This window comes from Kitasatospora sp. CB01950, assembly GCF_001905465.1.
Taxonomy (GTDB): Bacteria; Actinomycetota; Actinomycetes; order Streptomycetales; family Streptomycetaceae; genus Kitasatospora.
On sequence record NZ_LISX01000004.1, the window covers coordinates 427379 to 448359 of the forward strand.

19 protein-coding genes are annotated in these 20981 nt (G+C 73.5%); 7 read left to right on the top strand and 12 right to left on the bottom strand.

Annotated elements, in window-relative coordinates:
- Positions 1-85: 85 nt before the first annotated feature.
- The 5 genes from AMK19_RS13885 to pdxH form a co-directional block, all read right to left on the bottom strand.
- On the bottom strand, positions 86-1336 hold the full coding sequence (locus AMK19_RS13885) for a TIR-like protein FxsC (RefSeq protein WP_073811488.1): 1251 nt from the start codon (positions 1334-1336) through the stop codon (positions 86-88).
- Positions 1337-1438: 102 nt separating this feature from the next.
- On the bottom strand, positions 1439-2293 hold the full coding sequence (locus tag AMK19_RS13890) for an aminoglycoside N(3)-acetyltransferase (RefSeq protein WP_241844394.1): 855 nt from the start codon (positions 2291-2293) through the stop codon (positions 1439-1441).
- Entirely contained in the window at positions 2290-4668 is a 2379-nt protein-coding gene (locus AMK19_RS13895) for an FxsB family cyclophane-forming radical SAM/SPASM peptide maturase (RefSeq protein ID WP_073811490.1), read from the bottom strand. Before AMK19_RS13895 ends, AMK19_RS13890 begins: the two co-directional genes overlap by 4 nt.
- 33 nt (positions 4669-4701) lie before the next feature.
- Positions 4702-4887, bottom strand: coding sequence for an FxSxx-COOH cyclophane-containing RiPP peptide (fxsA, locus tag AMK19_RS13900; protein ID WP_073811493.1), 186 nt, complete (start codon positions 4885-4887; stop codon positions 4702-4704).
- A gap of 281 nt (positions 4888-5168) precedes the next feature.
- Positions 5169-5792 carry a pyridoxamine 5'-phosphate oxidase gene (pdxH, locus tag AMK19_RS13905; protein WP_073811731.1) on the bottom strand — a complete coding sequence of 208 codons (624 nt, stop codon included), beginning with the start codon at positions 5790-5792 and terminating at the stop codon, positions 5169-5171.
- 403 nt (positions 5793-6195) lie between these two features.
- On the opposite strand from pdxH, the gene AMK19_RS13910 reads away from it, so the two are divergent.
- Entirely contained in the window at positions 6196-7296 is a 1101-nt protein-coding gene (locus AMK19_RS13910; protein WP_073811495.1) for a citrate synthase 2, read from the top strand.
- A gap of 181 nt (positions 7297-7477) precedes the next feature.
- Positions 7478-8602 carry a phosphoserine transaminase gene (gene serC / locus AMK19_RS13915; RefSeq protein ID WP_073811498.1) on the top strand — a complete coding sequence of 375 codons (1125 nt, stop codon included), beginning with the start codon at positions 7478-7480 and terminating at the stop codon, positions 8600-8602.
- Positions 8603-8687: 85 nt separating this feature from the next.
- Here serC and AMK19_RS13920 read toward each other — a convergent pair whose 3' ends face one another.
- A complete protein-coding gene (locus AMK19_RS13920) occupies positions 8688-9680 on the bottom strand; it encodes an aldo/keto reductase (RefSeq protein WP_073811499.1) in 993 nt (330 codons plus the stop codon).
- Between the two features lie 225 nt (positions 9681-9905).
- Complete coding sequence (locus AMK19_RS13925; RefSeq protein WP_073811501.1) at positions 9906-10751, bottom strand: AraC family transcriptional regulator; 846 nt, start codon at positions 10749-10751, stop codon at positions 9906-9908.
- Positions 10752-10845: 94 nt separating this feature from the next.
- On the opposite strand from AMK19_RS13925, the gene AMK19_RS13930 reads away from it, so the two are divergent.
- Complete coding sequence (locus AMK19_RS13930; protein ID WP_073811503.1) at positions 10846-12612, top strand: glycoside hydrolase family 35 protein; 1767 nt, start codon at positions 10846-10848, stop codon at positions 12610-12612.
- A gap of 122 nt (positions 12613-12734) precedes the next feature.
- Here the strand turns inward: AMK19_RS13930 and thpR are convergent, their stop codons facing one another.
- Positions 12735-13295: an RNA 2',3'-cyclic phosphodiesterase gene (gene thpR / locus AMK19_RS13935; RefSeq protein WP_073811504.1), complete on the bottom strand. Its 561-nt coding sequence runs from the start codon at positions 13293-13295 to the stop codon at positions 12735-12737.
- A 53-nt stretch (positions 13296-13348) separates the two neighbouring features.
- Here thpR and AMK19_RS13940 point away from each other — a divergent pair, with 53 nt between their 5' ends.
- Positions 13349-13882: a GNAT family N-acetyltransferase gene (locus tag AMK19_RS13940; RefSeq protein WP_083646762.1), complete on the top strand. Its 534-nt coding sequence runs from the start codon at positions 13349-13351 to the stop codon at positions 13880-13882.
- On the opposite strand, the gene AMK19_RS13945 is transcribed toward AMK19_RS13940, so the two are convergent.
- The 3 genes from AMK19_RS13945 to AMK19_RS13955 form a co-directional block, all read right to left on the bottom strand.
- The gene (locus AMK19_RS13945; protein ID WP_073811506.1) at positions 13879-15441 is read right to left on the bottom strand and encodes an MFS transporter; all 1563 of its coding nucleotides are present in this window, start codon (positions 15439-15441) and stop codon (positions 13879-13881) included. The genes AMK19_RS13940 and AMK19_RS13945 overlap by 4 nt on opposite strands.
- 119 nt (positions 15442-15560) lie before the next feature.
- Positions 15561-15995, bottom strand: coding sequence for a MarR family winged helix-turn-helix transcriptional regulator (locus AMK19_RS13950; protein WP_073811507.1), 435 nt, complete (start codon positions 15993-15995; stop codon positions 15561-15563).
- A gap of 75 nt (positions 15996-16070) precedes the next feature.
- Entirely contained in the window at positions 16071-16616 is a 546-nt protein-coding gene (locus AMK19_RS13955) for a DUF1707 and FHA domain-containing protein (RefSeq protein WP_073811509.1), read from the bottom strand.
- Positions 16617-16800: 184 nt separating this feature from the next.
- Between AMK19_RS13955 and AMK19_RS13960 the strand changes: the two genes are divergently transcribed.
- Complete coding sequence (locus tag AMK19_RS13960) at positions 16801-17277, top strand: hypothetical protein (protein WP_073811511.1); 477 nt, start codon at positions 16801-16803, stop codon at positions 17275-17277.
- 102 nt (positions 17278-17379) lie between these two features.
- Here the strand turns inward: AMK19_RS13960 and AMK19_RS38065 are convergent, their stop codons facing one another.
- Positions 17380-17508, bottom strand: a complete 129-nt coding sequence (locus tag AMK19_RS38065) for a hypothetical protein (RefSeq protein WP_274536973.1) — start codon at positions 17506-17508, stop codon at positions 17380-17382.
- A gap of 235 nt (positions 17509-17743) precedes the next feature.
- Between AMK19_RS38065 and AMK19_RS13965 the strand changes: the two genes are divergently transcribed.
- Together AMK19_RS13965 and AMK19_RS13970 are read left to right on the top strand one after the other, a co-directional pair.
- On the top strand, positions 17744-19381 hold the full coding sequence (locus AMK19_RS13965) for a helix-turn-helix domain-containing protein (protein ID WP_073811512.1): 1638 nt from the start codon (positions 17744-17746) through the stop codon (positions 19379-19381).
- 278 nt (positions 19382-19659) lie between these two features.
- Entirely contained in the window at positions 19660-20967 is a 1308-nt protein-coding gene (locus AMK19_RS13970; protein WP_073811514.1) for a diaminopimelate decarboxylase, read from the top strand.
- The last annotated feature ends 14 nt before the right edge of the window (positions 20968-20981 follow it).

Sequence of the window (20981 nt, forward strand, 5' to 3'; positions counted from 1 at the left end):
TCCCCCGGGCCCTTGGTGCCCGTTGTCTCCCGCACGCCGTGCCGTCGGACGGAGTCCCGACCGTCCGACGTTCTGCTGGTGTCGTTCAGGGGCCGATGCTGGGTCTGCGGTCGGTGGGTCCTTCGGGCGGTCGGTCCCGGTGCTGCTGCTCGTGGGCGGTGCAGGCGCGCATCACGGCGCGTTCCATCTCGCCGCGGAACTCCTCCAGGCTGCCGGGCGCGCCGCCCGGGCCTTCGTCGCGCAGGCTGGGTCGTTGGCGGGCGCCGCGGCTGACGGTCAGCACGCTGTCGCCGATCTCGTTGAGCATCCGTTCGTGGTCGCGGCTCTGCTGGTCGTCGCGGTTCCACGGTTCGAGGATGGCCACCGAGCCGAGGTTGCGGCGGTCGAGCCGTCGCACCGCCTCGGCCCGCCGCCCGTCCAGGAACGCCCACCGGTCGACCAGCAGGACGCAGGGTGCGGAGGGGCGTTCGCTGGTCAGCAGGTGCTCGGACTCCTCCTCGAACTCTCTTACGGTGGGCTGGAATCCCATGGTCCGGGCGACGTCGGCGGCGTCCTGGGCGAGCGGCCGGCCGGAGTCCGGCCGGAACGGCTGCCAGTCGGTGCGCTGCTCGCCGTACCAGGCGGCGCTGCGGTTCGGCGGGAGTTCGGGCTGCCGGTACGAGAACACCGAGATCCGCACGTGGTCGGCGGAGTCGGGCGGATCGAAGGCTGAGGGCTGCGACTCGAACTCCAATACCTGGCCCGTCGGTATGACGGTCTGTTCGGCGACGTCCACGATCCGCTGGGCGAGGCGCCACACCGCGGTGTGGTACTGCGAGCTGTACGTGGCGATCTTCATCAGCGCGTACAGGCCCTCGGCGGCGTAGTCCGGGCCGAAACTGTCGTGGTTGAACTGCAGTTCGCCGGCCACCCGGGGCAGCGGATAGTGGTCCATCGGCACCCACAGTGCGGGGACTATGCCGGTCATCCGCTCGGTGGTGGGCCGCCGCTGGTAGACCGAGCGGCGGCTGAACAGGTGCCATTCCCGGCCGCACGCCTCGGACTTGAAGTACCTCGGCGAGTACAGCGGCACGAACACCCGGCAGCTGGCCAGCTCCCGCGACAGCCGCTCGGCCCACTTCTGGCCCTGGTGCATCGAGCGGTCCATGAAGCCGATCGGGTGCCCGGCGGGTGCGTCGGTGATCTGCAGGATCGCCTCGCAGAGGTCCTGGTGCAGCTTCGCCACCCACAGGTTGGGGTCGGCCGCGCCCCGCGAGTTGACTCTCGGGGTGTGCGCGTAGCTGAGGAAGAAGTACGGCCGCGGCGCTTCCTTTCCCCGGACCGCTGGGCTGTTCACACGCGCCTCCCCCGAGCCCGCCTGTCACTGATTCCCCGAAAGGGTCTCAAGTGTAGGAAGGTCGACGGCCCGAATGGAATAGGGCCTTGATCTGACACATGTTCATATCGGCCTGTTCGGAAACCAGTTGGCGGCGAGATCGACGGCTCCGCGGATCGGCAGCAGGAAGCAGTCGGCGTCCCCGACCGAGCCGCGCCGCAGGTCGGGCAGGCCGCGTTCCAGCTCCCGTCCCATCGCCGGGAAATGTGCGTCCTCCAGCCGGAGGCCGGTGAACCGCTCCCACTTCCGGCCGCCGTCGGGGGTCCGCACCACGCAGCTGTACTGCTGCGGCGGCAGCTCCGACTGCCAGTACTCCAGCAGGTGGAGCGGGGTGCAGCACCACACCGGGACGCCGATCGCCAGGCAGCGCGCACCGGCCAGGTAGAGCCGGTGCGCGGGCGAGCCCTCGCCGAGGTGGCTGGCCAGCGGGTGGACGGCGGTCAGCTCCCCGGCGGCCGGGCCGTACGCGGTGAACGAGGTCTGCGGGTGCGGGCTGCGCAGCGCGCCGGGCAGCAGCCGGACCTCCTCGGCGAGTCGGCCCATGGTGGGCGAGGCGGGGGTGGTCGCGGCGTCCCAGGCGGGCATCCGGTCGTGGAAGAGCTCCAGCTCGGCGGGGGTGAGCCCGGCGGTGGCGGCCCGGTAGGACGGGGAGGTCAGCGAGTTCTCGGGTGTAGCGGTGTACACGACCAGCGTGCCGTCCGCCCCGAGCGCCGCCGTGAGCGCCTTCACCACCCCGTGCGCGCCGTCCGCGACCGGTCCGAGCGCCCTCAGCGAGGACTGCACGAGCAGCGTCTCGCCCTCGCGCACGCCCAGCGCCCGCAGGTCGTCGGCCAGTTGGCGAACGGTGCGGGCCTCGCCGGGCCGCCTCGCCGGGGCACCGGTGCGCGGGGCGGTGGCCCGCGCACCGACCGCCGTCACGGCCGGCCCGCCGCGTCCCGCCAGGCCGCCAGGCCGGCCGCGACCGCCTCCTTCGCGGCCCGCTCGGTGGCCGCGCCGACCGGCACCGCCAGCGAGGACGCCAGCGTCTCCCGCATGCCCTCGACGAAACGCAGCCCGAGCGCGGTGAGCGAGCCGGAGTCGGCCAGTGTCCCGATCGCGTCCGCGGTGTGCGCCCGCCAGGTGGCCAGCTGGAGGCGGGCCGTGGTGGCGGCGTCCCCGCGGATCCCGTCGAAGGCCCGGACCCGCCCGGCCCAGTACGCGGCGACCGCAAGGTGCGCGTAGGTGCCCTGCAGCAGCCCCTCCAGCGGACGCGGGTCGGGCCGCCACGGCGCGTAGTACAGCTGCTGGTCGTCCTTGTCGTACAGGTCGTACAGGTCGAGCACCGCGCCGAGCTTGACGTGCTGGAACTCGTGCGCGAGCAGCAGCGCCAGCACGGGCGAGGTGGTCGGCCGGGCGATGCCGACGGCGCCGAACGCCTGCCGGGCGGCGGCGCTGATGTCGCGCCCGGCCGGCCCGGGGGCGAGCGGGGTGACGGTGCCCAGACCCGCCGCGATGCCCTCGGCGTACTCCGGCAGGTCGCGCCCGAGCAGCTCCCACGCCTCCCGCAACGCGCCTGCCCAGTCCAGGAATTCGGCGTCGGCGAGGCGTTCGGCGACCGGCCACTGGTGGCTGTCGCGCTGCGGGTCGACGTCCTCCAGGGCGACCGTCCACCCGGTCAGCGCGACCCGCCGGACGGGCTGCCACAGGTGGTCGCCGGGCCGGTCCCAGCGGACGGTGTGCTCCCCGCAGTACAGCCCGTCGGCGTCGCCGCGCAGCACCGCCCGGGTGCGGCCGTCCAGCCGCAGCCGCCCGAGGGTCGGCAGGTGCAGCCGTCCGGAGCGGACCGGCAGCATCAGTTCGAACTCCGTCCGGGCCCGGGCCGCCGCGGCGGCGGCCAGCTCGTCCAGCGTGCCGAGGTCTCCCCCGTCGCCGCCCAGGCTGCGCACCGCCCAGGCGCGCGTGTACGGGTGGGCCAGCACCGCGTCCAGCGCGGCGGGCGCGCGGGTGTCGGTCTCGACCAACAGCTGCCAGGCAGGGCTGTTCCCGCTCGCCCCGACGGCGGTCACCAGCCGCCGGGAGAGCGCGAGTTGGGCCCCGGCGAGGGCGCCGACCGCGCCCGCGCCGCCCAGCCCGCGGGCCAGTTCGGCGAGGTGCTCGTCGGTCAGCGGCTGCCGGGCCCGGGCGGGCACGGCGACGGGGGCCGAGACCCGGTCACGGATGGTGGTGATGAGCTTCAAGAGGTCCCCGCAGTACACGGACGGGTGGTCGAAGCCCCCGCCGGTTCGGTATCGGTGGGCGTACAGGCCGCCGCCGCAGGACCTGACCACCGGGCAGCCGCGGCACTGCTCGGAGAGCCCGGCCAGACCGGACTGCCGCTCCACCATCCCCGGGTGCCGGGCGACGTCGTCCAGGCTGTGCGCGAAGACGTCGAAGCCGGTGGCGGGCGCGCCGTCGTAGGCGGTCTTCAGGCTGTCGGCCTGCTCCAGCGTTCCGTCGGTCTCGATCACCACCAGGTCCGCCGGGTCCAGCCCGAGCGACTCGGTGAGGCTGGAGCGGCCCCGCAGCGTGCGGTGCACGGAGTCGAAGATCCGCACCGGCACCGGGCGGCCCTGCGCCGTCCAGTGCCGGTGGATCGTCAGCAGCCAGTCGGCGTGCGGAGTCGGGCCGGCGCCCTCCGGTCGGACCGGCGGGTGGTCCCAAGTGGCGTGCGGCAGAAGGAAGTCGATCCTCGGCGGCTGCTCGGCGACCAGCGCCTCGTACACGGCGACCGGGTCGTTGGCGACGTCGATGGTGCACAGCAGCCCGGCGTACAGGTGCCGGTACTTCGGCTCGCGCAGCAGGGCCAGCGCGGCCAGCACCTTGGCGTGGCTGGAGCGGCCGTCGGAGAAGGTGCGGTGCCGGTCGTTGGCGGCGCGGTCGCCGTCCAGCGAGATGCCGACCTTGATGTCCTGCTCGACGAAGAGGTCGCAGAAGCGGCGGCTCAGCAGCACGCCGTTGGTGTGGATCCGCAGGTCCAGTGCACAGCCCTGCGGCAGTGCGGCGCGCAGCAGTTCGGCGGCCCGGCGCAGTCGGGCGGGGCCGGCCAGGAGCGGTTCCCCGCCGTGCAGTACCACGTGCACGGCGGGGAGCCGGTGGGTCGCGGCGTGCTCGCCGATCCGCCCGGCGGCCCGTTCCAGCACCTCGTCCGCGGCAGCCCGGGGCCGCCCGCGCCAGCTCGTGTCCGCGTGCTCGTACACGTAGCAGTGGTCGCAGGCCAGGTCACAGCGACTGTGGACCTTCAGCACGAATTGGCTGAAAGGAACGGGAACGGACATGACGGGCGAATCGGTCCGGCAACTCCTGCCCGGTCAGATCGATGACTGGAAGGCGGCCACCGCCACCTGACGGGCTGCCGCGGCCGGCAGTACCCGCTCGATCTGTGCGGTGAGATCTTCGACATCCAGTGCGGCGAGGTCGGCCAGCGTGGCGTGCTCAAGAGCGACCTGGGCCCCGGTCAGGTCTTCGGCCGGGCCGGCGGCGAGTGCAGTGGTCATGGCGTTGCCTTCTTCACTGAGGCGTGCGGAACGGGGGAAGCGCCGCAGCCGTCGTAACGCAAGCCGAAGCCGCAGTGTCGTTCACTGCGGCATGACACCTGGGCCAGCATAGCGCCGCCGCGATCCACCGGGCCTCTGATCGAAAACCTCGATTCGGGCCTTCTCCCGTGGGCCGCAAGGGAGTTGACGGAATGCCAGGAATTCGACAATCACCTGGTCGGCGGTACCTTCGCTCGCCTGTCCGTGCTAGAGCCCGAGTCTCGAACTGGCGGACCGGCGGCTCAGGGACAGAGCCGCTCGACCCGCCACCCGTCGCCCTCGGCGACGAAGCGGAGCCGGTCGTGCAGCCGGTTCTCCCGGCCCTGCCAGAACTCGACGGTGCGCGGGACCACCCGGTAGCCGCCCCAGAACGGCGGGACGGGGACGCCCTCCCCCTCGGGGTAGCGGGCGGCGAGGTCGGCGTAGCGCTGCTCCAGCACCTCGCGGCCGGCCACCGGGCTGGACTGCTCGCTGGCCCAGGCCCCGAGCTGGGAGCCGTGCGGGCGGGTGCGGAAGTACGCGGCGGTCTCGTCCCGGCCGACCTTCTCCACCCGGCCGCCGATCACCACCTGGCGGGCGAGGCCGATCCACGGGAAGAGCAGCGAGGCGTTCGGGTTGGCGGCCAGGTCGGTGCCCTTGCGGGAGCCGTAGTTGGTGAAGAACACGAAGCCGCGCGGGTCGTAGCCCTTGAGCAGCACGGTGCGCGAGGACGGCAGGCCCTCGGCGTCGGCGGTGGACAGCACCATCGCGTTGGGCTCGACCACGCCGGCCTCCACGGCCTCGTGGAACCAGTGGGCGAACTGCCGGAACGGGTCCTCGGCCAACTGGTCCTCGGAGAGGCCCTCGTGCTGGTAATGCTTGCGCATCACGGTCAGGTCCGGACCGGGCCGTTCCTCGGTCGGCGTGGACAGGGCGCTCGGGTGGCTGTGGCGTTCCGCGGTAGGCACGCCAACATCATCCCGTACGACAAGCGCCGAGCGCCGCTACGTCCGCGCAAACACCTGGGGATAAGGTGGCGCGCCACCGCAACCCGACCCACTGCCCGGGGATTCGTCCGGTTTCCACCGGAGCGCCCCGGAAAATCCGCCGACGATGCCGGAGACGCCAGGGGTTCGAGCGGCCCATGGGGGAAACATCACCGTCGTGGTGTATGGCGCAATGCACTCCGTGCCTGCCACTCTGACACCGAGTGCCAACCACCATCGGTCACCGGCGTGCCGCCCCACCACGGCCGTACGTCGTGTCGGATCACTGAAGGAGCCGTTCTACATGTCGGACTTCGTACCCGGCCTTGAGGGTGTCGTCGCCTTCGAGAGCGAGATCGCCGAACCCGACCGCGAGGGCGGCGCGCTGCGCTACCGCGGGGTGGACATCGAGGACCTGGTCGGCCAGGTCTCCTTCGGCCACGTCTGGGGCCTGCTGGTGGACGGCCGGTTCGCCCCGGGTCTGCCCGCCGCCGAGCCGTTCCCGATCCCGGTCCACTCCGGCGACATCCGGGTCGACGTGCAGTCGGCGCTCGCCATGCTCGCCCCGGTCTGGGGCCTCAAGCCGCTGCTGGACATCTCCGCCGAGCAGGCCCGCGACGACCTCGCCCGGGCCGCCGTGATGGCACTGTCGTACGTCGCCCAGTCGGCCCGCGGCCAAGGCCTGCCGATGGTCCCGCAGCGCGAGATCGACAAGGCCGAGACCATCGTCGAGCGGTTCATGATCCGCTGGCGCGGCGAGCCGGACCCGAAGCACGTCAAGGCCGTCGACGCCTACTGGACGTCCGCCGCCGAGCACGGCATGAACGCCTCCACCTTCACCGCCCGGGTGATCGCCTCCACCGGCGCGGACGTCGCCGCGGCGCTGTCCGGCGCGGTCGGCGCGATGTCCGGCCCGCTGCACGGCGGCGCGCCGTCCCGGGTGCTCGGCATGATCGAGGAGATCGAGCGCACCGGCGACGCGGTCGGCTACGTGAAGAAGGCCCTCGACAAGGGCGAGCGACTGATGGGCTTCGGCCACCGCGTCTACCGCGCCGAGGACCCGCGCGCCCGGGTGCTGCGCCGCACCGCCAAGGAGCTCGACGCGCCGCGCTTCGAGATCGCCGAGGCGCTGGAGAAGGCCGCGCTGGAGGAGCTGCACAACCGCCGCCCCGACCGCGTGCTGGCCACCAACGTCGAGTTCTGGGCCGCCATCATGCTGGACTTCGCCGAGGTCCCGGCGCACATGTTCACCTCGATGTTCACCTGCGCCCGCACCGCCGGCTGGTCGGCGCACATCCTGGAGCAGAAGCGCACCGGCCGGCTGGTCCGCCCGGCCGCCCGCTACATCGGCCCCGGCTCCCGCACGCCGCAGGAGATCGAGGGCTGGGACCAGATCGCCCGCTGACACCCGTTCGGATGAACAACTGACGGACCGTCATCATCCTTGACGCCGCCGCCGGGCGCGCGCACCACCCCTGACCAGGGGCTGCGCGCGCTCCGGTGAGCGCTGTCCGGTGCCGGAAAGATCACGTCTCAGCGGCCGGACGGCCTTACAGCCGGGCAATTCGGGGCGATAGGGTGCGGGCGTGGCTCAGATTCAGATCCCCGCCGACAATCTGCCCAACGACGGCCGCTTCGGCTGCGGCCCCTCCAAGGTGCGCCCCGAGGCCCTGAGTGCCCTCGCCGCCACCGGAACCTCCCTGCTGGGCACCTCCCACCGTCAGGCCCCGGTCAAGAACATCGTGAAGCGCGTCCGCCAGGGCGTCGCCGAGCTGTTCTCGCTGCCCGAGGGGTACCAGGTCGTGCTCGGCAACGGCGGCTCCACCGCGTTCTGGGACATCGCCGCCTTCGGGCTGGTGCGCGAGAAGTCGCAGCACCTGAACTTCGGCGAGTTCTCCTCCAAGTTCGCCTCCTCGGTCAAGGCCGCCCCGTGGCTGGCCGAGCCGACCGTCATCAAGACCGAGCCGGGCACCCACCCGCTGCCGGTCGCCGAGGCGGGGGTGGACGTCTACGCGCTCACCCACAACGAGACCTCCACCGGTGTCGCCATGCCGATCCGCCGCCCCGAGGGCGCGGACGCCGGCTCGCTGGTGCTGGTCGACGCCACCTCCGGCGCCGGCGGCCTGCCCGTCGACATCCGCGAGACGGACGTCTACTACTTCGCCCCGCAGAAGTCCTTCGCCTCCGAGGGCGGCCTGTGGCTGGCCACCTTCTCCCCGGCCGCGCTGGAGCGCGCCGCGGAGATCGCCGGCTCCGGCCGGTACATCCCGCCGTTCTTCGACCTGCCGACCGCGATCGACAACTCCTCGAAGGACCAGACGTACAACACCCCGGCGCTCTCCACCCTCTTCCTGCTGGCCGACCAGCTGGAGTGGATGAACGGCCAGGGCGGTCTGGACTGGGCGGTGGCCCGTACCGCCGAGTCCTCCTCGATCCTGTACACCTGGGCCGAGAAGTCCCCGTACGCGCAGCCGTTCGTCGCCAAGGCGGAGGAGCGCTCGCAGGTCGTCGGCACCATCGACTTCGACGAGTCGGTCGACGCGGCCGCGGTCGCCAAGGCACTGCGTGCCAACGGCATCGTGGACACCGAGCCGTACCGCAAGCTGGGCCGCAACCAGCTGCGCATCGCGATGTTCCCGGCGATCGACCCGGCGGACGTCGAGAAGCTCACCGGCGCGATCGACTACGTGGTCGAGCACCTGAACGACTGACACCCCGTCGCCCCTCGAAGGCCCCGGTCCGCGGACCGGGGCCTTCGTCGTTCCCGCACCCCGGGCCGCGTTCGGGGCCGATCCGCTACCAGGCGTAGGCCTCCGGCGCGGGGCCTCCGCCGTTCGGGCCGGGCGGCGGGAACAGCCGGTCCAGCTCGGCCAGCAGGGCCGCGTCCAGCTGCAGGTCGAGGGCGGGCAGGGAGCCGTCCAGCTGGGCCACCGTGCGCGGTCCGATGATCGGGCCGGTGACGCCCTCCTGGGCGAGCAGCCAGGCCAGGCCCACATGCGCCGGATCGGCCCCGGCCGCGGCGCACAGCTTCTCGTACGCCTCGATGGCCGCGCCGTGCTCGGCCAGCGCCCCCGCCGAGTGCCCGCTGCCGCCGCGCGCCGCCGTCCCCTCGCGCCGCTTGCGCAGCACACCACTGAGTAGTCCGCTGTTCAGCGGGCCCCACGGGATCACGCCGATGCCGTAGTGCCGGGCGGCGGGCAGCACCTCCAGCTCCGCCCAGCGGGTCATCAGGTTGTACCGGGACTGCTCGGCGACCAGCCCGAGGAAGTGCCGCTCGCGGGCCGCCTCCTGGGCCTGCGCGAGGTGCCAGCCGGCGAAGTTCGACGAGCCGAAGTACAGCACCTTGCCCTGCTGCCGCAGGACGCCGAACGCCTCCCAGATCTCGTCCCACGGCGTGTGCCGGTCGATGTGGTGCATCTGGTACAGGTCGATGTGGTCGGTGCCGAGCCGGCGCAGCGAGTCCTCGCAGGCCCGCCGGATGTGCAGCGCGCTCAGCCCGCCCTCGTTCGGGCGGCTGCCGGTCGGGATGTAGACCTTGGTGGCCAGCACCGTCCGCTCGCGGCGCTCCGGCGAGCCGGCGAACCAGCGGCCGATGATCTCCTCGGTCGAGGTCTCCCCCGGCCGGGTGCCGTAGACGTTCGCGGTGTCGAAGAAGTTGATGCCGTGCTCGTGCGCCCGCTCCATGATCGCGTGGCTGTCCTGCTCGGAGGTCTCGGTGCCGAAGTTCATCGTGCCGAGCACCAGCCGGGACACCCTCAGCCCACTGCGGCCGAGCCGGGTGTACTCCATGGAAATCCGCCCCCTGCGTCGCGGCGGGCCCCACGGTCGGGCCCGCGTCGCGCCCCACCCTACGGATCGGCCGCCCGCGAACCGGCCCCGTCGCCGAAACCGGCCGGGGCTACTTCTGCACGAGGGCGCTGATGATCACTACGGCGAGCAGCAGGACGAACGCGCCGGTCACGATCCGCATACGGGTCTTCGGGTCCACCCTTCGAGACTAGTCGGTCGCCCGGCCTACCCCTGCTCCGGCCCCTCCCCGACGGGCAGGGCGCCACCGCGGTACTCGCGCTGCCGGAAGACCGTCGGGGCGACGCCGACCCGGCGGGTGAACAGCCGGGTGAAGTACGCCGGGTCCTGGTAGCCGACCCGGCGGGCCACCGCGGAGACCGGCAGTTCGCTGGCCGCCAGCAGGTGTTTCGCCTCGTTCAGGCGGACGGTCAGCAGGTACTCCTTCGGGCTGGTCGCACCCTGCGCGCGGACCGCGCGGCGCAGCTCCTCCACGCCCATCCCGACCCGCCGGGCATGCTCGGACACCGACAGCGGCAGGCAGGCGTCCCGGCGCAGCACCTCCATCACCGGCGCGCCCTCCGGGCCCAGGTCGGCCCGCTGCCGGTGCAGTTCCACCAGCAGCTCGTGGACCGCCACCGACGCCTCCGTCCCCGCCGTCGGCCCGCCCCGGCGGCAGATCGCGGCGATCCGGGCGATCACCCGCTGCGCGGCCTCCGCGGAGTCCAGCGGCACCACCTCGGCCTCCGGCAGCAGCCCCAGTTCCGCGTACCCGGCCGTGCCCGCGCCGGTGAAGTCGACGAAGGACTCCGCCCAGCCGTCCCCGTCCGGCCCGTAGTGGTGCGGCACCCCCGGCCGCAGCCACAGCACCGCAGGCGCCGCCACCGGAAGCCGCCGGCCGCCCGGCAGCGCGTACCAGCCGCGGCCCGAGCCGACCACCACCGCCACCCAGTGGTCCAGCACCCGCGGCCCGACCACCGGCAGCCGCCCGCGCTGCAGGCCCACGCCCAGGCACGCCAGGCCGGTGCCCAACTGGGCCGGCCCGGGCGTCAGGTAGTGCCACCAGCGCTCCATCGTCCTCCGTCCACGGGAAATCCCCGGACAAGTCCAACACGCCGCCGGGCTTTGTCCATGGTCCGGGCCGGTGCCTTCTTGCAGGCTAGGACGCATGCTCACCTACGACTCGACCGGTTTCCGCCTCGACGGCCGCCCGCTGCGCATCCTCTCCGGCGCGATGCACTACTTCCGCACCCGCCCCGAGCAGTGGCCCGCCCGCCTCGCCGCGCTGCGCGCGATGGGGCTGAACACCGTCGAAACGTACGTGCCGTGGAACCTGCACGAGCCCGCCCCCGGCCGCTTCGAGCGCCTGGACGAACTCGGCGCGTTCCTCGACGAGGCGCACCGCCAGGGCCTGTGGACGATCGTCCGGCCCGGCCCCTACATCTGCGCCGAGTGGGACAACGGCGGACTGCCCGCCTGGCTCACCGCCGAGGTCGGGCGCCGCGCCCGCACCGGCGACCCCGCGTACCTGGCCGCCGTCGACGCCTTCTTCGACGTGCTGCTGCCGCAGGTCGTCGACCGCCAGTGGGGGCGGCCCGGCGGCACCGTGCTGATGGTCCAGGTCGAGAACGAGTACGGCTCGCAGGGCAGCGACAAGGTCTACCTCCAGCACCTCGCCGACGGCCTGCGCGAACGCGGCATCACCGTCCCGCTGTTCACCTCCGACGGCCCCGAGGACCACATGCTCGGCGGCGGCACCCTCCCCGGCATCCTGGCCACCGTCAACTTCGGCTCCAACCCCGAGGCCTCCTTCGAGGCACTGCGCCGCCACCGCCCCGACGACCCGCCGTTCTGCATGGAGTTCTGGAACGGCTGGTTCGACCACTGGGCCAAGCCGCACCACACCCGCGACACCGCCGACGCCGCCGACGCGCTGCGCCGCATCCTCGCCGCCGGCGGCTCCGTCAACCTCTACATGGCCCACGGCGGCACCAACTTCGGCACCACCGCCGGCGCCAACCACGAGGACGCGCCGTTCAACTCCACCGACTGGACGCACTCCCCGTACCAGCCGACCACCACCTCCTACGACTACGACGCCGCCCTCGACGAACGCGGCCTGCCCAGCGCCAAGTTCGACGCCTTCCGGCAGGTCATCGCCGACTTCGCGGCCGAAAACCCTTCGCTGGTCCACTACTTGGACGACCAGGTCGCCGAACTTCCGCCTGCCGCGCCCGTATTGGCCGCCGCCGAGGTCGAGCTCACCGAGGTCGCGGAGCTGCCGTTCGGGGACGCCGTCGCCTCGCCCGTGCCGCCGCTGTTCGAGGAACTCGGGCTGGAACAGGGCCTGGTGCGCTACACCACGACGGTGCCCGCGATCAGCTCCGCCCAGCCGCTCACCGTCGAGAACCTGCGCGACCGCGCGGCCCTCCACGTCAACGGCAAGCACGTCGCCTCACTCGAACGCGGCGTCACCGCGCCCGACGTCACCGCGACCGGCGGCGACCGGGTCACCCTGCTCGTCGAGTCCCTCGGCCGGGTCAACTACGGCCCGCTGGTCGGCGAGACCAAGGGCATCACCGGCCTCCGCCACGAACGCCAGTACCTGCACGGCTGGCACGCCCAGCCGCTCGCCCTCGACCCGCTGCCCGCCGCGACGTACGCCCCCGGCGAGACCGCCCCCGAACTCCTCGCCCGCGGCACCTTCCACCTCGACGCCACCGGCGACACCTTCCTCGCCGTCCCGGACGGCGACCACGGCTACCTGTGGATCAACGGCTTCCTCCTCGGCCGCTACGACCGCCGCGGCCCCCAGGTCACCCTCTACTGCCCCCAGCCCCTCCTCCACGAGGGCGCCAACACCGTCACCCTCCTGGAACTCGGCCAGGCCGCCCCCAAGCACATCCACCTCCGCGAGGCCCCCGACCTCGGCTGAAGGTGCACCACCAGGGAGAGCACGACCAGGGGCGCGGGGAACTGCGCGAAGCGGAAGGCACCCCACCGCAGGATCGCGACGCAGGACAATGGCTTGCACGTGCTCGCGACCTTACGGACCGGCTAGCGCTTGTCGCGCAGTTCCCCGCGCCCCTGGCTTCGCACCCTCTCCACGACCGTGTACCTCGCCGGACCGGACCCCGTCTCACTGCGCATCAAGTAGATCCACCCGGCCTCCCACTCCACCCCCCGGAAGCCCTTCAGCACATCGGCCATCCCCCGCATCCCTCGCGCCCCCGCGCGGCTCCGGGCCAGCGTCAGGTGCGGGTGGAACGGGTGGTCGTCCGCCACGTCCAGGGCGTCGCGGACCGCACCGGCGAGTCGCCGCAGTGCGGCCGTCTCGCCCTGGACGCCGCACCACAGCACCCGGTCCCCGAACGTCCCCCCGCCGGCCAGCCGCAGTCGAAGCCGGGGGTGCTCGTCGGCGACGGTCGCCAACTTCCCGGCGAGCGAGGGCACTTCGTCCGCCGGGACGTCCCCCAGGAAGGCCAGCGTGAGGTGCCACCCGGCCGTCTCGCTCCAGCGCAGCCGCTCCGCGCCGGGCAGTTCGCGCAGGGAGGAGCTCGCGGCGGCGAGTTCCTGGATGGCGCGGGCGGGCGGGTTCACGGCGACGAAGAGCCTCATCCGGTCATCCTGCCCTACCGTTCGACGGCCGCCACCGGATAGAAACTGATGTCATGCGCATTCGCACCGGAGGTCCCGACTCCGCCCCTGCCCTGCTGCACCTCATCGACGGCGCGGTCGCCTGGCTGACCGCGCAGGGCCGCTCCGGCCAGTGGGGTTCGGTGCCGTGGTCGCAGCGCCCGGAGTCGGTGGCGCGGGCCGAGGAGGCGTGCCGCGAGCAGCTGGTGCGGGTCGCCGAGCGGGCGGCCGGCGGGGGCGACGCGCTGGGCATGTGCGTCCTCTCCGAGGAGGCCCCGTCGTACGCCCCGCCGGTCGCCGAACGGGAGTTGTACGTCCGCTGGCTGGTCACCGACCGCGTGCACAGCGGGTCGGGCATCGGTTCGGCGTTGATCGCGGACGCCCTGCGCGAGGCCCGTCGTCGGGGCATCGACCTGCTGCGGGTGGACTGCTGGGCGGGCGGCGGCGGCCGGCTGGTCGAGCAGTACGAGCGGCTCGGGTTCACCCGGACCGCCACGTTCACCGTCGACCGGCCGGCCGGCCCGTGGCCGGGCCAGGTGCTGGAACAGCGCGTCCCGCACGACTGCTAGCAGGCCGGCGCCAGGTCGTCCTTCTGCACCACCGAGAACACCCGGCCGCGGGCCCGCACCGGGTGCAGGTCGAAGCGCAGGCGCAGGCCGCTGATCCGGCCGAGGACCAGGGCGACCACGCCGGCGGCCGCGGCGGAGACCAGTCCGCAGGCGAGCAGGCCGAGGCGGGGGCCGTACTGGGCGGTGATCCAGCCGACCAGCGGGGCACCGATGGGGGTGCCGCCGGTGAAGACCAGGACGAGCAGACCCATGACGCGGCCGCGCATCTCGGGGTCGGTGCCCAGCTGGAGCGCCGAGTTGACCGAGGTGTTGAAGGTCAGGCCGAAGACGCCGATCAGGGTGAGCAGCAGCGCGAACGTCCAGTAGCCGGGCGCGAACGCGGCCATGATCTCCAGCGCGCCGAACGCCAGCGCCGCGAAGACCAGGCGGCGCAGCCGGGGCGCGCCGCGCCGGGCGGCGAGCAGCGCGCCGGTGAGCGAGCCGACCGCCATCGCGGTGTTGAGCAGGCCGTACGCGCCGGCGCCGACGTGGAAGGTGTCGTGCGCGAAGCCGGCGAGCAGGGTCGGGAAGTTGAACCCGAAGGTGCCGATGAAGCCGGCCAGCACCATCGGCCAGAGCAGTTCGGGGCGTTCCCGGACGTAGCGCAGGCCTTCGCGGAGCTGTCCGCGTTCGCGGGCGATCCGCTCGACGGGGCGCAGTTCGCTGCTGCGCATGGCGAGCAGGCCGCCGATGACCGCGACGAAGGACAGCGCGTTGAGGGCGAACGCCCAGCCGCTGCCGACCGCGGCGATCAGCGCGCCGGCCACGGCGGGGCCGACCAGTCGGGCGGTCTGGAAGTTGGCGGCGTTCAGGCTGACCGCGTTGGCGAGGTCCTTGGCCGGGACCATTTCGCTGACGAAGGCCTGCCGGGTCGGGTTGTCGACCACGGTGACCAGGCCGAGCAGCAGCGCGAACAGGTAGACCGCGGCGGGTGTGGCGGTGCCGGTGATGGCGAGTACGGCGAGGCCGACGGCGAGCAGGCCCATCGCGCCCTGGGTGGCGATCAGCAGGCGGCGCTTGGGCAGCCGGTCGGCGAGGACGCCGCCCCACAGGCCGAACAGCAGCATGGGCAGGAACTGCATGGCGGTGGTGATGCCGACCGCGAAGGGGCTGCCGGTGAGGCTGAGGACCAGCCAGTCCTGGGCGATGCGCTGCATCCAGGTGCCGGTGTTGGAGACGACCTGGCCGGCGAAGTAGTACCGGTAGTTGCGGATGCGCAGGGACGAGAACATCCCTCCCGGGCGGGTGAACCGGCCCGGCTGAGCGGCGGGGATCTCCGCCGCGGTGCGTTCCTCGGGGTCGTCGTCGCCGCTGCCCGGCAGGCCCGTGGGGGCAGGTGCCTGGCTCTGTGCGGCGGGTGCGCCGGTGGGCGCGGGTGCGGCGGGGGCCGTTTCGTCGGTGAACGGTTCGTCGGTGCGCTGCCCGGCGGGGCGGGCGGTGATGCGTCGGGGGTCGGTGCGGAGGTCGGTGCGGATGGTCGCGGTGCGGATCGCGGCGGCGCGGGCGGCCGGCGGTGTCACAGTGTTCTCCCCTCGACGCGCCGCGACCGTGTGGACGGTCGCGGCGCGGTGTGTGGCGCTTGTCGATGCTGCGGTGATGCGGTTCTCCTTCGTTCGCCCTGAGACGGTCCGGGTGCGGTTTACAGGTGGGCCAGCTTGTAGAGCGCGGGCGCGGCTGCCTTCAGCCGCTCCCACTCGTCCTCGTCGAGGCCCTCGGCGAGTTCCGCCAGCCAGGCGTTGCGCCGGCGGCGGGACTCGTTGAGGATCTGCTCGGCCTGTTCGGTGCTGCTGACCACCACCTGTCGGCGGTCCTCCGGGTGCGGCTCGCGCCGCACCAGGCCCTTCTCCTCCAGCATCGCGATGATCCTGGTCATGGAGGGCGGCTGGACGTGCTCCTTGCGCGCCAGCTCACCGGGCGTCGCCTTCCCACAGCGGGCAAGCGTGCCGAGCACCCCCATCTCGGTGGGGCTCAGCGACTCCTCGACCCGCTGGTGTCGCAACCGCCGGGCCAAACGCATCGCGGACGACCTCAGCTGGCTTACCGCCACCAGGTCGTCCTCGGACATCTCGGGCATGTCCTTAGCCTACGTCATTACCAAGGCTAAGGAAAATTGATTTCGATCACGCCCGAGCGCCGCCCCGGCCGGGGGTCAGTCCGCGCTGAGGTGGAAGGCCAGCCGGCCGAAGCGGAGGCGGTCGCCGGGGCGGACGGCGGTGCCGCCGGCGACCCGGCGGTCGTTGACGAAGGTGCCGTTGCTGGAGCCGAGGTCGTAGAGGACCCAGGCGTCGCCCTCGAAGCGCAGTTCGGCGTGGCGGCGGGAGACGGTCGCGTCGCCGAGGCGCAGGCCGGCGCCGGTCATCCGGCCGATCAGCAGGCGGCCGACGCCGGGGTCGGGCAGCCGCAGGCGGGTGAGCTGTTCGGCGTGCCAGGTCTGCCGCAGGCGGACGTTCAGCGCGGAGACCTTGGCGACGGTGCGCAGCAGCAGCCGGGAGACCGGGCCGTAGGTGCGCAGGTCGCCGATCACCTCGGCGAGTTCGGCGCGGCTGCGGGCGGTGAGCACCAGTTCCATCCGGCGGACGAAGGTGTCGTGGGAGAGCCGGCCGCTGCCGACGCCGTCCCGCAGCACTTCCAGCGCGCTGTCCCGCTCGCCCTGTGAGGGGCGGGCCAGTTCGGTGCCGAACTCCTGTGCGCTCATGGCGCGATTGTCGGCCTGCCGGGGCGCGACTGTCCAGCGTACGGCGCACGGCCGGTCGGCGCAGTCCCCGACTGCGCCTCCACCGGCCTCTTTTCGGCGAATCACCCGTCAATTCGCCTGCCCGGCGCGGCCGTCCTGGCAGGATCCGGCGCAGCACGATCCACCCGTACGAGGGAGCACCGCCATGCCCGTGATAGCCGTGACCGGGCACCTGGACCTCACCCCGGCCACCGCCCGCGCGGTGCGCGCCGCCCTCGACGACCTCCTCGCGCCATATCCGGCAGGCGAGTTGACGGGCGTGTCCTGTCTCGCCCCGGGCGCGGACACGCTGTTCGCGGACGCCGTGCTGGCCCGCGGCGCCCGCCTGATCGCCGTGCTGCCCGGCCCCGGCCACCCGGGCCCGCAGGCCGACGCCGACTTCTCCCGGCTACGGGCCGCGGCCCACCGGACGGTGGTGCTGCCCGCCGCCGTCCTGGACGACGCCGCCTACGTCGCCGCCAACAACGAACTGCTCGCGCTGGCCGACGAGTTGGTCGCGGTCTGGGACGGCGCGCCGGGCAACGGCCCGGGCGGGACGGCCGACCTGGTCGCCGTCGCCCTGGCCGCCGGGGTGCCGGTGCGCGTGGTGTGGCCGCCCGGCGCAGACCGCACCGGGCGCTGAACCGAGCTGATGACCCGCCGGGCGGAACCTACGGCTCCAAGCGGTTCGGGCCGCGGAACAGGAAGACCGCGTCCCGGATCGAGGGCAGCCCGAGGGCCGGCATCAGCACCCGGCCCGGCCGCAGTCGCTCACGAACTGCGTCCTGCTCTGCAGCCGCAGCGTGTTCACCCACCCCTTGACCGTCACTGTCGCGTCCACCGAGGACGCCAGCTCACCGACGAGGGTACGCACCGTGTTCAGCAACTCCCTGGGTTGCGGACGCGTTGTTCGCGCCACAGGAAGAGCGGTAGACAGCCGCCCGAGGACGCGCCCACGCTAGCCGCCCGCCCGCTCCCGCCACCTCCGGTTTTCGCCGCCGCGACACCTGCCCGGGTGCGGCGGGCGGCCGTAGGATGGCCCGACTCGGCCGGAAACAGGGGGAGTTGAAGGCCGGCGATGACGCGCGCGCAGCTGGGGAGGTCGTCCGATGGGCGAGGATGCGTGGGACCGGCCGGCGGTGCGGCCGCAGACCCTGGAGGGGCTGATCGACCTGGTCGAGTCGCGGATCGAGGTGGCGGCCCTGCCCCGGCCGCAGACGCCCGTCCGACAGCTGGTGGTGTACGACCCGTTCGACCGGCCGATCGCCCGGGGCGACCTGGTGGTCGCCGCCGGCCTCGACTCGCACGGCATCGAGGCCGAGAAGCTGCTGCGCGCCGCCGGAAAGGCCGAGGCGGCGGGCGTGGTGCTGCGCGAGGCCCGCGAGCCCGGCCGCAAGCAGGAGCTGCGGTCGCTCGCCGAACAGGCCGGGACGGCGCTGCTGTTCCGCGCCGCGTGGATGAACTGGCCGCGGCTGATCGGCGCCCTGGGGGCCGCCGTCGCGATCGGCCCCGTCCCGGACGACGCCAACGTGCCGCTCGGCGACCTGGGCGGGCTGGCCCGCCTGATCGCCGTCCAGGTGCAGGGCGCGGTGACCATCGAGGACCCGGACTCCCGCGTCCTCGCGCACTACGCGGAGAGCGCCGCCCTCGACCCGATCCGGATCCTCACCATCTCCACCGGCCAGGTCCCCGAGGAACGGCGCCGGGCGATGACCGAGGACGGCTTCTTCAAGGAACTCTGGTCCACCGAACAGGTGTTGCACCGCCGCGCCGCCGGCGACATCCCGGAACGGATGGCGGTGGCGGTCCAGGCCGGCGGCGAACGCCTCGGCTCGATCTGGGTCGCCGCGCTGAACGGACACACCCTCCAGGACAGCGCCGTCGAGGCCCTGCGGATCGCCGCCCGGCTGGCCGCCGGCCACCTGCTGCACCACCACTCCCGCCACCACGGCCGCAGCGAACTACTCACCGAGGCCACCCGCGCGGTGCTGGACGGCCGCGGCTCCGGCGCCCTGCTCGCCCGCCACAGCGGCCTGCCCGCCGACACCCGCTGCGCGGTCCTCGCCGTCGGCGTCGCCGGTCCCCTCGACGACGACCTGCGGGTCCGGCTGGCCCGGCACGCCGGCTGGCACCCGGCCGGCCCCGGGCGCAGCTCCCTGCTGCTCCCGTCCGACCGCGGCGTGCTGATCCTGCTGGCCGGGCTCGCCGCCGACCTGCCCAGCGCCGAGCTCCAGGTCGCCGACTACGGCCGACGGCTGGCCGCCGACCTGTCCGCCCGGCTGAAGGTCCGCGCGCTGGCCGGCCTCGGCCCGGTGCAGGGCCGCCTCGACCACGCCTCCCGCTCCCGCGAATCCGCCGAACTCGCGCTCAGCGGACTGCTGTTCGGCCGCGCCGAGCTCGGCTGCGCCACCGTCGACCAGGTCGCCGACGCGGTGGCCCTGCGGCACGTCCTGGAGACCCTGCGCGACCTGCCGCTGCCGGTCCGGACCTCGGTGTCCCGGCTGGTCGCGCACGCCGAGCAGGGCGGCGACCGCAGCCTGCTGAACGCCCTGCGCGCCTACCTCGACCACTCCGGCGAACTCGGCCGCGCCGCAGACTCGTTGGGCGTGCCCCGCACCACCTTCGCCAACCGGTTCCAGAAGAAGGTCCTGGAGATCTCCCGCCTGAACGTCGGCAACCCCGACGCCCGCCTGCTCGCCCACCTCCAGCTGCGGCTCCTCGACCACGACGGCCCGGACGCGTCCTGACACCGCCCCGGGCCCCGGAACCGGTGTCCGGGCACGCTCTTCGGGCCCGTCCCCCGTCATCCGGCCGCTCGGACCCACCCGGACCGCCCCGCGCCGCCGCCCCGCGCCGCGCCCACCCGAACGGCCGCGCCGCGCGGTGCGCGCGCCCCGCCGGGCCCGCCGAAACCCGGCGCGGCGGGCACAGACACGGCACCGCCCCGGACCGCACGCTGGAACCACGGCCCGGAACCGCCTCGGGCCCGGTCCCCTTCCTGCCGACACCGCGCGGAGCGTGCCCCATGACCGACCACCAGCCCCTGATCGGCGCCGAACGCCGCGAACTCCTCCTCCGCGCCGCCGTCCGGGACGGGCTGCTCGACCCGGAGGACACCCCGCTCGCCGCCTTCCTCGACCTGGACGCCGTCACCGAGACCGTCGCCGCCCTGCACGCCGCGTTCCCCGCCCGCCTCGACGTCCTGCACGCCTTCGCCGCCAAGGCCAACCCGCTCGGGCCGGTGCTGCGGCGGCTGCGCGGCCTCGGCATGGGCTGCGAGGTCGCCAGCCCCGGCGAGTTCGCGCAGGCCCTCGCCGCCGGCTTCGCCCCCGACCGGATCGTGCTCGACTCCCCCGCCAAGACCCGCCGCGAACTCGCCCTCGCCCTCGACCTCGGTGTCGCCGTCAACGTCGACAACTGGCAGGAACTCGCCCGTGTCGACGACCTGCTGGCCGACCGCCCCACCACCTCCCGGATCGGCGTCCGGGTCAACCCGCAGGTCGGCGGCGGCAGCATCGCGGCGATGAGCACCGCCACCGCCACCTCCAAGTTCGGCATCCCGCTCGCCGACCCCGGCAACGCCGAGCGCCTGATCGACGCCTTCCGCGCCCGCCCCTGGCTGACCTGGCTGCACTGCCACATCGGCTCGCAGGGCATCGACCTGTCCCGGATGGCGGCCGGCGTCGGCGCGACCGTCGACTTCGCCGAACGCATCAACCACGAGCTCGGCCGCCGCCAGATCACCGGCATCGACCTCGGCGGCGGCCTGCCCGTCAACTTCGCCGACGACCGCGTCGCGCCCGGCTTCGACGCCTACGTCAACGAGCTCCGCCGGCACGCCCCCGCGCTCTTCGACGGCAACTACCGGCTGGTCACCGAGTTCGGCCGCTCGATCCTCGCCAAGGCCGGCTTCACCGCCAGCTACATCGAGTACACCAAGCAGGCCGGCGGCCGCGCCATCGCCGTCGGCCACGCCGGCGCCCAGGTCGCCACCCGCACCGTCTTCATGCCCGACAGCTGGCCGCTGCGGATCAGCACCCACCACCCGTCCGGCGCGGCCAAGCACGGCGCCCCCGTCCCCCAGGACATCGCCGGCCCCTGCTGCTTCGCCGGCGACCTGGTCGCCCGCAACCGCCCGCTCCCCCTCCTCGACCCCGGCGACCTGGTCTGCCTCCTCGACACCGGCGCCTACTACTCCTCCCACCACTTCAGCTACAACTCCCTCCCCGAACCCCCCGTCCACGGCGCCACCACCGACCTCACCGGCGCCGTCCGCTTCGAACCCCTCCGCCCCGCCCAGCCCCTCGACGCCCTCGTCGACCACACCGCCTGACCCCCACCGGCCAC

Excerpts from the sequence above, each read along its gene's own strand:
- AMK19_RS13895 (WP_073811490.1), bottom strand. The coding sequence starts at position 4,668 with ATGTCCGTTCCCGTTCCTTTCAGCCAATTCGTGCTGAAGGTCCACAGT.
- fxsA (WP_073811493.1), bottom strand. The coding sequence starts at position 4,887 with ATGACCACTGCACTCGCCGCCGGCCCGGCCGAAGACCTGACCGGGGCC.
- pdxH (WP_073811731.1), bottom strand. The coding sequence starts at position 5,792 with ATGCGCAAGCATTACCAGCACGAGGGCCTCTCCGAGGACCAGTTGGCC.
- AMK19_RS13910 (WP_073811495.1), top strand. The coding sequence starts at position 6,196 with ATGTCGGACTTCGTACCCGGCCTTGAGGGTGTCGTCGCCTTCGAGAGC.
- AMK19_RS13920 (WP_073811499.1), bottom strand. The coding sequence starts at position 9,680 with ATGGAGTACACCCGGCTCGGCCGCAGTGGGCTGAGGGTGTCCCGGCTG.
- AMK19_RS13925 (WP_073811501.1), bottom strand. The coding sequence starts at position 10,751 with ATGGAGCGCTGGTGGCACTACCTGACGCCCGGGCCGGCCCAGTTGGGC.
- AMK19_RS13930 (WP_073811503.1), top strand. The coding sequence starts at position 10,846 with ATGCTCACCTACGACTCGACCGGTTTCCGCCTCGACGGCCGCCCGCTG.
- thpR (WP_073811504.1), bottom strand. The coding sequence starts at position 13,295 with ATGAGGCTCTTCGTCGCCGTGAACCCGCCCGCCCGCGCCATCCAGGAA.
- AMK19_RS13940 (WP_083646762.1), top strand. The coding sequence starts at position 13,349 with ATGCGCATTCGCACCGGAGGTCCCGACTCCGCCCCTGCCCTGCTGCAC.
- AMK19_RS13950 (WP_073811507.1), bottom strand. The coding sequence starts at position 15,995 with ATGCCCGAGATGTCCGAGGACGACCTGGTGGCGGTAAGCCAGCTGAGG.
- AMK19_RS13955 (WP_073811509.1), bottom strand. The coding sequence starts at position 16,616 with ATGAGCGCACAGGAGTTCGGCACCGAACTGGCCCGCCCCTCACAGGGC.
- AMK19_RS13960 (WP_073811511.1), top strand. The coding sequence starts at position 16,801 with ATGCCCGTGATAGCCGTGACCGGGCACCTGGACCTCACCCCGGCCACC.
- AMK19_RS13965 (WP_073811512.1), top strand. The coding sequence starts at position 17,744 with ATGGGCGAGGATGCGTGGGACCGGCCGGCGGTGCGGCCGCAGACCCTG.
- AMK19_RS13970 (WP_073811514.1), top strand. The coding sequence starts at position 19,660 with ATGACCGACCACCAGCCCCTGATCGGCGCCGAACGCCGCGAACTCCTC.